Origin of the sequence: Peteryoungia ipomoeae, assembly GCF_004912165.1 — a bacterium.
Taxonomy (GTDB): Bacteria; Pseudomonadota; Alphaproteobacteria; order Rhizobiales; family Rhizobiaceae; genus Allorhizobium; species Allorhizobium ipomoeae.
This window is the reverse complement of sequence record NZ_STGV01000001.1, coordinates 165,807-178,746: the sequence shown is the minus strand read 5'-3', so window position 1 is coordinate 178,746 and position 12,940 is coordinate 165,807. Positions and strand designations below refer to the sequence as shown.

Here is a 12,940-nt window from a genome sequence, read left to right as displayed (position 1 = left end):
TGGCCGGGACTTGCCTTGATAAGTCTTTCCGCCCTAGTTTGGCCGAATTGAAACAGCCCGCGAGACCATCCGACAATGACCAAAGCTGCTCCGGCGCGTCGGCTGAACCTGCCATTGACATGGCTGGGCCTCATGCCCTTCACGATCTTTATCCTGTTGTTCCTCATCCTCCCGACAGCGCACATCGTCATCGGCGCTTTTCAGACGCGCGATGGTTCGTTCACCTTCCAGAACATCATAGATCTGAACACCGGAACCATTCCGTCAAGCTACTGGATCTCGGTCAAAATCTCGCTGGCCTCCGCGTCGCTCGGCGCATTGATCGGTTTTGCCATGGCAGCGGCCGTCACCTTCGGTGCCGTGCCTCGCTGGGTGAAGTCGCCTCTTCTGACGTTTTCCGGGGTGGCCTCGAATTTCGCGGGCGTCCCGCTTGCCTTCGCCTTTCTTGCAACCTTCGGTCCGGTTGGGCTGGTCACGCTCTTCCTGCGCAATAATTTCGGCATCGTCCTGCAACGCGACCTCGGGTTCAATATCCTGAGTTTCTGGGGACTGACCGTCACCTATCTGTTTTTTCAAATCCCGCTGATGATCCTGATCATCACACCGGCGCTGGAGGGCTTGCGCAAGGAGTGGCGCGAGGCTGCACAGGTTCTGGGCGCCACATCGCTGCAATACTGGCGCATGGTCGCATTGCCGATCTTGTTTCCATCCCTGCTCGGCACCTTCGCCCTGCTGTTTGCCAACGCGTTCGGCGCGGTCGCAACCGCAATCGCACTGACCGGCTCGAGCCTCAACATCGTTCCGATCCAGCTTTACGCGCAGATTCGCGGCGACGTCCTCGGCAATCCTAATCTCGGCTACGCAATGGCTTTCGGCATGATTGTGGTCACCGCCATTGCAAACGTTCTCTACATCTGGCTGCGAATTCGCGCCGAAAGGTGGCTTAAATGAGCTTGGGGGCCCGTATTGCTGGCTGGATCGCACTGATCATCGGCCTGGTCTATTTCTTCGTACCGCTCGGTGGCCTGTTTGAATTCTCGATGAAGGCGCGGCGCGGCGTTTATTCTTTCGATGCCTATGGCAGGGTTTTCGCTGATCCGCAGTTCCAGCAGACCTTCGCCTTTTCGGTCGTCATGGCACTCGTGACAATCGCCATCGGCGTGCTTCTGGTGGTTCCGACCGCTTACTGGGTACGGCTGAAGATGCCTTGGGCCCGGCCGTATATCGAGTTCCTCACCTTGTTGCCCCTGGTCATTCCCGCCATCGTCATCGTCTTCGGCTATATCAGGCTCTACAATACCTCAAGCTGGCTTCCGATGACGGGTTCGGCGCTCGGCACCAACCTGCTGCTCGCCTTCGGCTACACCATCCTTGCCCTTCCCTACATGTACCGCGCGGTCGATACCGGCCTTCGAACGATCGACGTGGCGACCTTGACGGAAGCGGCGCAAAGCCTTGGCGCCGGCTGGGCAACCGTCATCGGCCGGATCATCCTGCCAAATGTTTTGCCCGCCGTGCTTTCCGGCGCTTTCCTGACCTTCGCCATCGTCATCGGCGAGTTCACCTTGGCCGCGCTCCTGGATCGTCCCGCCTTCGGTCCATACCTCCAGCGCATCGGGGCCAACAAGCCGTACGAGCCTTTTGCCATGTCGGTCATCGCATTCATCATCACCTGGGGCTGCCTTGCGTTGATCCAGCTTGTCTCCCGCCTCCAGAAAACAGCCCCGCGCCAGGCCTGAGGATTTCGTTCATGACGTTTCTGACACTCTCGCACCTCAAGAAATCCTTCGGCGCCACCCAGGTCGTGCATGATTTCAACATGGCGATCGAAAAGGGTGAGTTCATCTCCTTCCTCGGCCCATCCGGCTGCGGCAAGACCACGGTCTTGCGCATGATTGCCGGCTTCGAGACACCAAGCGCCGGCACGATCGAGATCGCCGGCAAGGACCAGACGAGCCTGCGCCCCAACCAGCGCAACATCGGCATGGTCTTTCAGGCCTATGCGCTTTTCCCCAACATGACCGTGTTCGACAATGTCGGTTTCGGATTGAAGATCGCCGGCATGGGCAAAGCCGACATTGAACGCCGCGTAAAGGAAATGCTGGCGCTCATCCATCTGGAGCACCTCGCCGAGCGATATCCCTATCAGCTCTCCGGCGGCCAGCAGCAGCGTGTGGCGCTCGCTCGCGCCCTTGCGCCGAAGCCTCAGGTTCTTCTGCTCGACGAGCCGCTTTCGGCCCTGGACGCCAAGATCCGCGTGGCACTTCGCGAAGAAATCCGCCAGATCCAGCAGAAGCTCGGCATCACCACTGTATTCGTCACCCATGACCAGGAAGAGGCACTGTCGATCTCGGACCGCATCGTCGTGATGAACGCCGGCAAGGCCGACCAGATCGGCACGCCCTTCGAGATCTACAATCGGCCCACGACCCGCTTCGTCGCCTCTTTCGTCGGCACGCTGAACGTCATCGACGCGGTGGTTACCGACCAGGCCGCGGGCCTAGTGAAGATCGGCGAGCAGACGGTCACGATCCGGGATGCGATTCCCGCCGCCAACGGCACGGCAATCCAGCTCGCCATGCGGCCGGAGGCCGGCTCCCTCGCGGACCCCACAATCGCAACGGTCACCGGTATCGTCACCTCCAGCCAGTTTCTAGGCTCGGTCATCCGCACGAGGGTGATGGTTGACGGAAAGACGATCTCCTTCGATACGTTCAACGATCCGGGCACGGCCCCGCCCGTGGTCGGCACGACGGTCGGCGTGAAGATCGACCCTTCCGCCCTGATCGTACTGGCGGAGTAACGGTCAGTACCGCAGCCCCAGTACTGCATTCATGACCGGGAAGGAGCAGAGCCATGCGCGCCGTCTATTTTGAAAATTTCGGCGTGCTGCCGGACATCCGCACCCTGCCCGATCCGACCCCGACGCCCTCGGGCGTCGTGGTGGCGGTCAAGGCAACAGGTCTTTGCCGCAGCGACTGGCATGGCTGGATGGGCCATGACGCCGATATCCGCCTCCCACATGTGCCGGGCCACGAACTGGCGGGAACGATTGCCGCCGTCGGCCGCGACGTGCGCCGCTTCCGCGTCGGCGATCGCGTCACCGTGCCCTTCGTTTCGGGTTGCGGTCACTGCCGGGAATGCCGCTCCGGCAACAGCCAAGTCTGCGAGGAACAGTTCCAGCCCGGCTTTACCCATTGGGGCTCCTTCGCCGAATATGTGGCGATCGACTATGCCGACCAGAACCTCGTCGCCCTGCCGCCGGAGATTTCCTATGACACGGCGGCAAGCCTCGGCTGCCGCTTCGCCACCTCCTTCCGCGCCGTCGTCGACCAGGGTCGCCTGAAGGGTGGTGAATGGCTTGCCGTGCATGGCTGCGGCGGCGTTGGCCTTTCCGCCATCATGATCGGTGCGGCACTGGGCGCGAATGTCATCGCCATCGACATTGCCGAGGAGAAGCTCGCGCTCGCCCGTGAACTGGGCGCCGCCGTCACCATCGACAGCCGCACCGTCGCCGATGTCGCCGAAGCCGTTCGCGAGATCAGCGGCGGAGGCGCGCATGTTTCGGTGGACGCCCTCGGCCATCCGCAGACCTGCTGCAACTCCATCTCCAATCTGCGACGTCGCGGGCGCCATGTGCAGGTCGGGCTGATGCTGGCCGATCATGCTACGCCGCAGATCCCGATGGGCCGGGTCATTGCCCACGAACTCGAGATCTACGGCAGCCATGGCATGCAATCCTGGCGCTACGATGCCATGCTCGACATGATCAAGGCCGGAAAGCTCGCGCCGGAAAAGCTGATTGGTCGCCGCATAGGGCTTTCGGACGCACCGCAAGCGCTGGCCAACATGGACCGGTTTACCGAGAGCGGCATCACCATCATCGATCCGACGGCCTGATCGCCGACTGCAGGAATATACACCCATGACACCGCGCATCACCGTCCTCCAGAGCCTCTCCGATGCAGGCAAGGAGGGGCGTGCCAATGAAGACCGGCTCGGCCACAACGAGGCCTGCGCCTTCGTCTTTGATGGCGCAACTGGACTGGGCGACCGGCAATTCATGCAGGACTTCGGCTCCGATGCCGCCTGGATCGCCGAATTTGCCTCCACCCGTCTCGCAAAGCGGCTCGGGCGAACATCCGATCCCAAAACCGAACTGCGCACGATCTCCGAGAAGGCCCGCGAGGCCTTTGTGACGGTGGCCGGCGAACAGCCACGGTATGCCTGGCCGCTCTGCAGCCTGACCGCGCTGCAGGCGACGGAGACCGGTTTCGTCTATTTCGGCCTCGGCGACAGCTGCCTGTATATCCTGCATGACGACGGTCGCTCCGACTTCGTCATCCCGATCCCCGGCGCCTATGAATGGGAACAGCATCAGGCGGCTGAACACATCGCCCGCGTCGGCGGCATCGGCGCCGCGGCGATTGCAACAAGCGATCCGACGACTTTTGAAAAACTGCGCGAGGGGCGAGCGAAGCAGAACACGCCCGAAGGCTCAACCTGGACCTTTGGCATCGTGCCCGACGCCGTCGACCACCTCGCCATAGTCGATGTACCCATCCATAGCGGCGGCGCGACCGCCATCCTCTGCTCCGATGGCCTGGCCGACCTCGTGGCATTGTACAAGCTCTACACGCCCGAAACGCTCGTCCAGCGCGCCGTCACCGCCGGGCTTCAGTCCCTCATTTCGGAACTGCGCCACATGGAGCGCGACGTCGATCCGGACGGCTTGAAATACCCGCGCTACAAGCAGAGCGACGACACGACGGCAATCCTGCTCAGGCTGAAGCCTTGAAGGCAATTAGGGATCTGCCTCAATAGCTTACAAGCGAACTTGGATTCGATCTGTCAGGAACCTTGCGCAGAGCGTGAGATGCGATGTGGCTGACCGCGCGCCGTCTCAGCTGCCAGCCCCTCATCCGCCCCTTCGGGGCACCTTCTCCCCGCAAGCGGGGAGAAGGGCGAAGCCGCCAGCGTCAGCAGCCCCGTCAGATCAAGCTGAGACCAAGTCACGACGATCAGCGCTTTGCTGCCTTCTCCCCGTTTACGGGGAGAAGGTCCCGGCAGGGGGATGAGGGGCACTTGCCCAGTCAGCCAACTACTCCGCCGCCTTCGGCACATAATTCAACACCGGCCCCAGCCAGCGCTCGACCTCGCGGATCGCCATACCCTTGCGGCCCGCATAATCCTCGACCTGATCACGCTCGACCTTGGCGACGCCGAAATAATAGCTGTCGGGATGGCCGATATAGAGGCCGGAGACGGATGAGCCGGGCCACATCGCCATGCTCTCGGTCAGCGTCACGCCGGTGGTCCTTTCCGCATCCAGCAGCCTGAACAACGTGAGCTTCTCGGTATGATCCGGCTGGGCCGGATAACCCGGCGCAGGGCGAATGCCGGCATAGGCCTCGCCGACAAGCTCTTCAGCGCTCAGACTTTCATCGGCAGCATAGCCCCAGAACTCGCGACGAACCCGCTCATGCATGCGCTCGGCAAAGGCTTCGGCAAAGCGATCGGCCAGCGCCTTGACCAGGATAGACGAATAATCGTCATTCGCCCGCTCGAAGCGCTCGGCGATCGCCACTTCCTCGATGCCGGCCGTGACGACGAAGCCGCCGACATAATCCTCGATACCGCTGCCAACAGGCGCCACGAAATCGCTGAGCGCGACATTCGGCCGGCCATCGCGCTTGGACAACTGTTGGCGAAGCGTGAAAAAGGTGGCAAGCTCGTCCGTCCGGGCCCCGTCCTTGAACAGCCGGATATCGTCGCCGATGCTGTTGGCCGGCCAGAACCCGATCACGGCACGCGGCCGGAACCAGTTTTCCGCGATGATCTTCTCCAGCATCGTCTGGGCATCCGCATAGAGTTGCCGTGCCGCCTCGCCCTGTTTTTCGTCGTCGAGGATAGCCGGGAAGCGGCCCTTCAACTCCCAGGTCTGGAAGAACGGCGTCCAGTCGATATAGCGGGCGAGTTCTGCGAGATCATAGGTCTCGAACACCCTGGTGCCGGTAAAGCTCGGTGTCTTCGGCTGATAGCCGCTCCAATCGATCTTCACGGCATTGGCCCTTGCCGAAGCGAGCGGCAGGCGCTGCTTCTCGGCTTCCGCCCGCGCATGCGCGTCGGCCACCTTGGCATACTCGCCGCGGATACCGCCGACATACGCCTCGTTGCCATCCTCCGACAGCAGCGACGACACAACGCCGACGGCTCGGCTTGCATCTGTGACATAAACCGCCTGCCCCGCCTGATATTGCGGATGGATCTTCACCGCCGTATGCACCCGGCTGGTCGTCGCCCCACCGATCAGCAGGGGGACATGAAAGCCCTGACGCTGCATTTCGGAGGCGACATGCACCATCTCATCGAGCGATGGCGTGATCAGGCCGGAGAGACCGATGATATCGACGTTCTCCGCTTTCGCCACTTCGAGGATCTTCGTGGCCGGTACCATGACGCCGAGATCGATGATCTCGTAATTGTTGCAGGCAAGCACGACGCCGACGATGTTCTTGCCGATGTCATGCACGTCGCCCTTGACCGTCGCCATCAGAACCTTGCCGGCGCTCTGACGTTGATCGCCGCCGTTCAGGCGCTTTTCCTCTTCCATGTAAGGCAAAAGCACGGCAACCGCCTGCTTCATCACGCGCGCCGACTTGACCACCTGCGGCAGGAACATCTTGCCGGCGCCGAAGAGATCGCCGACCACATTCATGCCCGCCATCAGCGGCCCTTCGATCACATGCAGCGGGCGCTCCGCCTTCAGCCGCGCCTCTTCCGTATCGCCCTCGATGAATTCGGTGATGCCATTGACCAGCGCATGCTCCAGCCGCTTTTCGACCGGCCATTCGCGCCAGCTCATGTCCTGCGTGCGGGTCTTGGCCTCACCCGTGCCGCGATAACGCTCGGCGATCTCAAGCAGCCGCTCGGTAGCGTCGCGGCGGCGATTCAGCACCACATCCTCGCAGGCTTCGCGCAGATCCGGATCGATGCTCTCATAGACCGCAAGCTGGCCGGCATTGACGATGCCCATGTCCATGCCCGCCTGGATGGCATGGTAGAGGAAGACTGCATGCATCGCCTCGCGCACCGGCTCGTTGCCGCGGAAGGAGAAGGAGAGGTTCGAGACCCCGCCGGAAATATGCACCAGCGGCATTTCCTGCCGGATCGTGCGCGTCGCCTCGATGAAGTCGACGCCGTAATTGTCGTGCTCCTCGATGCCGGTCGCGACCGCAAACACGTTCGGATCGAAGATGATGTCTTCGGGCGCAAAATCCGCCTCTTCGGTCAGGATCCGGTAGGCGCGGCGGCAGATCTCCACCTTGCGCTGATAGGTATCCGCCTGCCCCGTTTCGTCAAAGGCCATCACGACGACGGCGGCGCCGTAATTGCGGATGAGCTTTGCCTGCGCGACAAAATTCTCCTCGCCTTCCTTCAGCGAGATGGAGTTCACCACGGCCTTGCCCTGCACGCATTTGAGGCCGGCCTCGATGATCGGGAACTTCGAAGAGTCGATCATCACAGGCACGCGCGCGATATCGGGCTCGGCTGCGATCAGGTTGAGGAACTCGACCATGGCCTTTTCCGAATCGATCAGACCCTCGTCCATGTTGATGTCGATGATCTGCGCGCCGTTCTCCACCTGGTCGCGCGCCACGACCAGAGCCGCGGAATAATCGCCCGCCGTGATCAGCTTGCGGAACTTGGCCGAGCCCGTGACATTGGTGCGCTCGCCGACATTGACAAAGGGAATGTCCTTGGTCAGTTCGAAGGGCTCGAGCCCCGACAACGACATGAACGGCCGGTGCTCGGCGGGCGCGCGCGGCGCCCTGCCCTTCACGGCCTCGGCGATGGCAGCGATGTGAGCAGGCGTCGAGCCGCAGCAGCCGCCGACGACGTTGAGGATGCCCTCGTCGGCAAAACCGGCAACCAGCGCCGCCATTTCGTCCGGGCTCTGGTCATACTGGCCAAACTCGTTCGGCAGGCCGGCATTCGGATAGGCCGAGATCAAGGTGTCGGCGACGCCCGAAAGCTCCTGCAGATGCGGCCGCATGGCATCTGCCCCAAGCGCACAGTTGAGGCCCACGGCAAAGGGCCGCGCATGCCGCACGGAATTCCAGAACGCCGTCGGCGTCTGGCCGGACAGCGTACGGCCGGACAGGTCGGTGATCGTGCCGGAGATCATCACCGGCAGGCGGATGCCCTTGGCGAGAAAACGCTCCTCGCAGGCAAAGATCGCCGCCTTGGCATTCAGCGTGTCGAAGATCGTCTCGATCAGGATGAGGTCGGCGCCGCCATCGATCAGCCCGTCGATCTGCTCGCCATAGGCAAGACGCAGATCGTCGAAGGAGACCGCGCGGTAGCCGGGATTGTTGACATCGGGCGAGATCGACGCCGTCCGGTTGGTCGGACCGATGGCGCCTGCAACGAAGCGCCGCTTGCCGTCCTCACGCTCAGCCCGGAAGGCCGCCCGGCGCACGAGTTCGGCGCCATGACGGTTGAGGTCATAGACCGCTCCTTCCATCTCGTAGTCGGCCTGGGCGATGCGGGTCGAGGAAAACGTATTGGTTTCGAGAATATCGGCGCCGGCCATCGCATAGCGGAAATGGATATCCTCGATTGCATTCGGCTGGGTCAGGATCAGGAGGTCGTTATTGCCCTGCTGGTGGCAGGCGCATCCGAGAAAGCGTTCGCCGCGAAAATCGTCTTCCGTCAGACCAAGCCCCTGGATCTCCGTGCCCATGGCGCCATCGAGAATGAGGATGCGTTCGCGCGCCGCTGCCTGCAGGGCTGCGAGGATTTCGGCTCCATCCCGGTTTGCGCCGTCACGGCCGAACAGTTGATCGAGCATATGCGAACTCCCTTGCTTCATCAGCGACACCGCCCAAGTCACATAAAGATATCTTTATGTCAACATGCTGATGGAAATGTTTGGGTTTTGACAACGGTGACAAGCCCGATATGGATCGGCTATATCTTCAAGCTCCATCCACCGAGGAGTATGCCATGCCGACCAACGATGCCCAGCAGTGGAGCGCCCGCCCCTATCATCGCCGCTGGCTGCTCGCCCAGGCAGACGGCCTGTTCGACTTCTTCCAGACCGCCGCCATCAATCCGAAAGGCGGTTTTTACGACCTGTCGCGCGACGGAAAACCGCTTGCCACCGACAACCCCGCACGCGGCATTCATGCCAGCGCCCGCATGGTCCATTGCTTCGCGATCGGCCATCTGCTCGGCCGTCCGGGCTCGGCCGATGTGGTCGATCACGGCATGCGCTATCTCTGGGAACGCCACCGCGACCAGACCCATGGCGGCTACTTCTGGCAGGCGAATGATACGGGCGCTGCGGATGCCTCCAAGCAGGGCTACGGCCATGCCTTCGTGCTCCTCGCAGCCTCTTCGGCGAAATGCATCGGCCATCCGCTGGCAGATAGCATGCTGTCCGATATCACCGAAGTGATCGAGACCCGCTTCTGGGATGAACAACACGGCGCAATTGCCGAGGAATTCTCAGCCGACTGGCAGCCCGTGCCCGGTTACCGCGGCCAGAACTCCAACATGCACCTCACGGAAAGCCTGATGGCCGCCTTCGAGGCCACCGGCGAGCGGCATTATCTCGACAAGGCAGAGCGGATCGCTGACCTCCTGATCAATCGTCGCGCCCGCGAGGAAGCCTTCCGGGTGGCCGAGCATTTCGACGAAAACTGGGTGGTCGACCGCAGCTACTACCACCCGAATGAAATGTTCCGCCCGGCCGGCACGACACCCGGCCACTGGCTGGAATGGGCACGCCTTCTGCTGCAATTCTGGGTGCTCGGCGGCAAAACAAAGGACTGGATGCCGGAAGCAGCCCGCGGCCTGTTCTTCCAGTCCATGGCGCTCGGCTGGGACAAGGACAAGGGTGGCTTCTTCTACACGCTGGACTGGGCAAACGCGCCGGACAAGCGTTCCAAGCTCTGGTGGCCGCTCTGCGAAGGCGCGGCAGCCGCACACTTCCTCAACGCCCATCAGGAAAGCGATTTCCACGAGGAAAGCTATCGCCGCATCTGGAACTATGTCGCCAACAACAATCTCGACCGCAATTTCGGCGGCTGGCACGAGGAACTGACCGAAGACGGCAAGCCCTCCAGCCTGCTCTTCCCCGGCAAGGGCGACATCTACCACGCGCTCCAGGCCTGCCTGATCCCGCTTTTCCCGGCAGACGGCAGCCTGACGAAGATGGTTGCCGAGCACCCGCTCGAGCTCTGAGGCGTGATCGAAGCTTCAAAAAAGTGAGGCCGGAGTTTTTTCCTCCGGCCTTGTCTCTTTTCCTGGACTGACGCCAGCCTTCACTGCTCGATGGCGTAGGTAATGTTCACCGTCACAGTGTAACGGTTTTCGCCCGACGCGATCGGCACGGCATCCGCTGCCGCCATCTTGGCCATGGGGGCGGCCATCAGCTCCGGCATTGGCCGGGCAAAGGCTTCGGAAATCTCGATCACGCGACCGAGCTTGACGCCGGCAGCCTCGGTCAAGGTCTTTGCCTTCGCCGCCGCATCCGCCACCGCCTGCTTGCGGGCTTCTTCAACCGTCGCGTCGCTATTGTCATTGGTAAAGACGATGTTGCCGCCCTGATTGACGCCGAGCTTCACCGCCCGGTCGATCAAACCACCAAGAGCGCCGAGATCTCGCACACGCACGGTCAGGCCGTTTTGCACGGAGTAACCGACGATCTCCGGGGCTTCGTAGCCATTGCCGCTCGATGTCTCCTGCCGATACTTGGGCTGGATCGAAAAGTCGGAGGTCTGCATGTCCTTCTCGGCAATGCCTTGCGACTTCAAGTCGGCCAGCACTTCGGCCATGGCCTTGCTATTGGCCGCCAGCGCCTCGGCAGCCGTTGCCGCCTCCTGCACGACGGACAGTGAAATCAGCGCCATATCCGGCGCGACAGAGGCTTTGCCCTCGCCCGAGACCATGATGGTCGCTTCGCGCCGCTGCGTCTCCTCGGCGGATGCCGGAGCCGCCAGAAAGCCTGCCGTCATGGCTCCTGAAAGAAATGTTGCCAGCATCAGAGCGCGTGTCGCCTTGATCATGAATGGATGTCCTTTCCCACAAGTGCCGGACGCTCAGTGGTCGTCCATGGCACGATACCCTGTTATGCAAGCCTTGACGACCTGCGTCTGTGAAGCCTTTACGTCAAAGACTTGTCCCTCTTCAGGAATTGCGTTAGAGCCAAGCCTTCGGTGCGGGGGAACCATTGCCCGCCCGACGGCAATTGCCGGGCTGGGCCTGTAGCTCAATGGTTAGAGCCGGCGGCTCATAACCGCTTGGTTGGGGGTTCGAGTCCCTCCGGGCCCACCATTTGCCTTTCAAAACAGGCTACAGCAGATTGCTCTCAGTCCTGCGGTTACAGCGAAGCCTATTCGGTGCAGCCGGTATCCTTGAGCGCCTGCAGGTGAAACCGGCGCAGTGCCATTTGGATGTCGGCCTCCGAGATCGTCAGCCCGGCGCCTGCGAAATCGGACAGGAGGCGAGCAATCACGTCGCTGTCACCCGAGACCATGTGATCGACGACATGGAGATCCTCCGCATACCGGCCAAGATCCTCAGCCTGCAACCCCAGCAATGACCCTGCCCAGAAGCCGGCGAGCTGGTTTCTCCGCGCCCGGATAGAATCGAGTGCTTCGTCATCCTGCGAAAGGCTGGGCGTGCGCGACGATGTCAGCGTAAAAATCTGGCTCAAAACAGCAGTCCTCCTCGTATCGTTTCATGACCTTTGGTCATCTGCGCATGGGTTGCAGATGAATGTGTCAGAAAGCAGATATAAAATCGAACACCGCCTACCAAATCTCTGTGAGCGATCGTGACGGGCACCCGGTCCAAAGGACCGCCTTTCCAGGAAGGGAGCGGCAGAACCGCTCCCCTTCGACGGCTTTAGTGCTGATCAATAGCGAACGACCGGGCAGCCGCGGACATTTGCAAAGATCATTCGGTCGCGGTCACCGTGGCGGATGCCCTTGACCACGACATGGCGGCGAGAGACATCTGCGACGAAGGCGCGGCGCATGCCGTTCCAGCGTGCTTTTTCCAGCGCATGATGCGGACGGCACTCGCCGCGGCGTCCATGGTGTCCCCAACGACGGTCATCATGGCGCCCCCAGCCGCGTCCACGATCGTCATGGCGACCGTGGCCATCGCGGACCTCGATTCCGTAGCCCGAGCCACCAACATAAACGCCCCAGCTGTCAGCGAAGGCAACCGTCGCCGTGCCGCCAAATGCTGTCAACGAAACGATAGCTGCGATTGCGATTTTGCGGATCATGCCAATCATTGTCTCTCTCCTTGAGGGCCGATTTCGGAGCCGTCCCGAAAGCTGCCTGTTGATGTCCTGCGCCCTTCAGCGATGAGGAGAGACTACGATCCCGCGACTGAACGCTATCCGAATCCATCATTCAGATGCCGTTCATCGAGAATGCAGGGTCAAAACTGCAGCACCACTTCGCGACGATGCGGCCTGTCACGGTGTTCAAAAAGATAGATGCCCTGCCATGTCCCCAGCATCAGACGACCGGATTCGTAAGGGATCGAGAGCGATACCGGCAAAAGCGCCGCCTTTATATGCGCCGGCATATCATCCGGCCCTTCGTCGCGGTGACGGATATAGCCCATCGAGGGATCCGTTGCCTGCGGAACAAGCCGGTGGAAATAAGCGAGGAGATCCAGTTTGACGGTCGGATCGGCATTTTCCTGGATCAGCAGCGAACAAGATGTGTGCCGGACAAAGACAGTCATCACACCATCACCGACCTGCGTGGACTTGACCGCCGCCGCCACCGCTTCGGTGAATTCGTAGAGCCCTGGACCCTTCGTCTGGAGGATGATCCGCTGCAATGTCATATCAACTCCCTTTCGTGACGCCCGCTCGAATTTTCCCGGCGAGGCCTAGGCGATAGACCCG

The 12,940-nt window shown here is 61.6% G+C and carries 11 protein-coding genes and 1 tRNA gene; 7 read left to right on the top strand and 5 right to left on the bottom strand.

From position 1 onward, the window contains the following. Positions 1 to 75: 75 nt before the first annotated feature. The 5 genes from FAA97_RS00855 to FAA97_RS00835 are packed head-to-tail and all read left to right on the top strand — an operon-like array spanning position 76 to position 4,798. On the top strand, positions 76 to 951 hold the full coding sequence (locus FAA97_RS00855; RefSeq protein ID WP_136596646.1) for an ABC transporter permease: 876 nt from the start codon (positions 76 to 78) through the stop codon (positions 949 to 951). Further along, positions 948 to 1,739 (top strand): ABC transporter permease, encoded by a 792-nt coding sequence (locus tag FAA97_RS00850; protein ID WP_136596645.1) that lies wholly within the window; start codon positions 948 to 950, stop codon positions 1,737 to 1,739. The genes FAA97_RS00855 and FAA97_RS00850 overlap by 4 nt, the downstream gene beginning before the upstream one ends. Before the next feature lie 11 nt (positions 1,740 to 1,750). Beyond that, positions 1,751 to 2,803: an ABC transporter ATP-binding protein gene (locus FAA97_RS00845; protein ID WP_136596644.1), complete on the top strand. Its 1,053-nt coding sequence runs from the start codon at positions 1,751 to 1,753 to the stop codon at positions 2,801 to 2,803. Positions 2,804 to 2,856: 53 nt separating this feature from the next. Next, positions 2,857 to 3,900 carry a zinc-dependent alcohol dehydrogenase family protein gene (locus FAA97_RS00840; RefSeq protein WP_136596643.1) on the top strand — a complete coding sequence of 348 codons (1,044 nt, stop codon included), beginning with the start codon at positions 2,857 to 2,859 and terminating at the stop codon, positions 3,898 to 3,900. Between the two features lie 25 nt (positions 3,901 to 3,925). Next, positions 3,926 to 4,798: a hypothetical protein gene (locus tag FAA97_RS00835; protein ID WP_136596642.1), complete on the top strand. Its 873-nt coding sequence runs from the start codon at positions 3,926 to 3,928 to the stop codon at positions 4,796 to 4,798. Positions 4,799 to 5,101: 303 nt separating this feature from the next. On the opposite strand, the gene metH is transcribed toward FAA97_RS00835, so the two are convergent. Next, a complete protein-coding gene (gene metH / locus FAA97_RS00830) occupies positions 5,102 to 8,854 on the bottom strand; it encodes a methionine synthase (protein WP_136596641.1) in 3,753 nt (1,250 codons plus the stop codon). Positions 8,855 to 9,009: 155 nt separating this feature from the next. Between metH and FAA97_RS00825 the strand changes: the two genes are divergently transcribed. Further along, positions 9,010 to 10,251, top strand: a complete 1,242-nt coding sequence (locus tag FAA97_RS00825; RefSeq protein ID WP_136596640.1) for an AGE family epimerase/isomerase — start codon at positions 9,010 to 9,012, stop codon at positions 10,249 to 10,251. Positions 10,252 to 10,331: 80 nt separating this feature from the next. Here the strand turns inward: FAA97_RS00825 and FAA97_RS00820 are convergent, their stop codons facing one another. Further along, positions 10,332 to 11,075 (bottom strand): SIMPL domain-containing protein, encoded by a 744-nt coding sequence (locus FAA97_RS00820; RefSeq protein WP_136596639.1) that lies wholly within the window; start codon positions 11,073 to 11,075, stop codon positions 10,332 to 10,334. A 192-nt stretch (positions 11,076 to 11,267) separates the two neighbouring features. Here FAA97_RS00820 and FAA97_RS00815 point away from each other — a divergent pair. Next, positions 11,268 to 11,343, top strand: a tRNA-Ile gene (locus FAA97_RS00815). Positions 11,344 to 11,401: 58 nt separating this feature from the next. On the opposite strand, the gene FAA97_RS00810 is transcribed toward FAA97_RS00815, so the two are convergent. The 3 genes from FAA97_RS00810 to FAA97_RS00800 form a co-directional block, all read right to left on the bottom strand. Next, complete coding sequence (locus FAA97_RS00810; protein ID WP_246041305.1) at positions 11,402 to 11,725, bottom strand: ATPase inhibitor subunit zeta; 324 nt, start codon at positions 11,723 to 11,725, stop codon at positions 11,402 to 11,404. Between the two features lie 201 nt (positions 11,726 to 11,926). Then, positions 11,927 to 12,313 (bottom strand): hypothetical protein, encoded by a 387-nt coding sequence (locus FAA97_RS00805; protein WP_136596638.1) that lies wholly within the window; start codon positions 12,311 to 12,313, stop codon positions 11,927 to 11,929. A 149-nt stretch (positions 12,314 to 12,462) separates the two neighbouring features. Beyond that, the gene (locus FAA97_RS00800; RefSeq protein ID WP_136596637.1) at positions 12,463 to 12,879 is read right to left on the bottom strand and encodes a secondary thiamine-phosphate synthase enzyme YjbQ; all 417 of its coding nucleotides are present in this window, start codon (positions 12,877 to 12,879) and stop codon (positions 12,463 to 12,465) included. Positions 12,880 to 12,940 lie beyond the last annotated feature (61 nt).

Bases quoted from the DNA above. Each gene is read 5' to 3' on its own strand.
- FAA97_RS00845 (WP_136596644.1), top strand. From the start codon at position 1,751: ATGACGTTTCTGACACTCTCGCACCTCAAGAAATCCTTCGGCGCCACC.
- FAA97_RS00820 (WP_136596639.1), bottom strand. From the start codon at position 11,075: ATGATCAAGGCGACACGCGCTCTGATGCTGGCAACATTTCTTTCAGGA.
- metH (WP_136596641.1), bottom strand. From the start codon at position 8,854: ATGCTCGATCAACTGTTCGGCCGTGACGGCGCAAACCGGGATGGAGCC.
- FAA97_RS00825 (WP_136596640.1), top strand. From the start codon at position 9,010: ATGCCGACCAACGATGCCCAGCAGTGGAGCGCCCGCCCCTATCATCGC.
- FAA97_RS00850 (WP_136596645.1), top strand. From the start codon at position 948: ATGAGCTTGGGGGCCCGTATTGCTGGCTGGATCGCACTGATCATCGGC.
- FAA97_RS00855 (WP_136596646.1), top strand. From the start codon at position 76: ATGACCAAAGCTGCTCCGGCGCGTCGGCTGAACCTGCCATTGACATGG.
- FAA97_RS00800 (WP_136596637.1), bottom strand. From the start codon at position 12,879: ATGACATTGCAGCGGATCATCCTCCAGACGAAGGGTCCAGGGCTCTAC.
- FAA97_RS00840 (WP_136596643.1), top strand. From the start codon at position 2,857: ATGCGCGCCGTCTATTTTGAAAATTTCGGCGTGCTGCCGGACATCCGC.
- FAA97_RS00805 (WP_136596638.1), bottom strand. From the start codon at position 12,313: ATGATTGGCATGATCCGCAAAATCGCAATCGCAGCTATCGTTTCGTTG.
- FAA97_RS00835 (WP_136596642.1), top strand. From the start codon at position 3,926: ATGACACCGCGCATCACCGTCCTCCAGAGCCTCTCCGATGCAGGCAAG.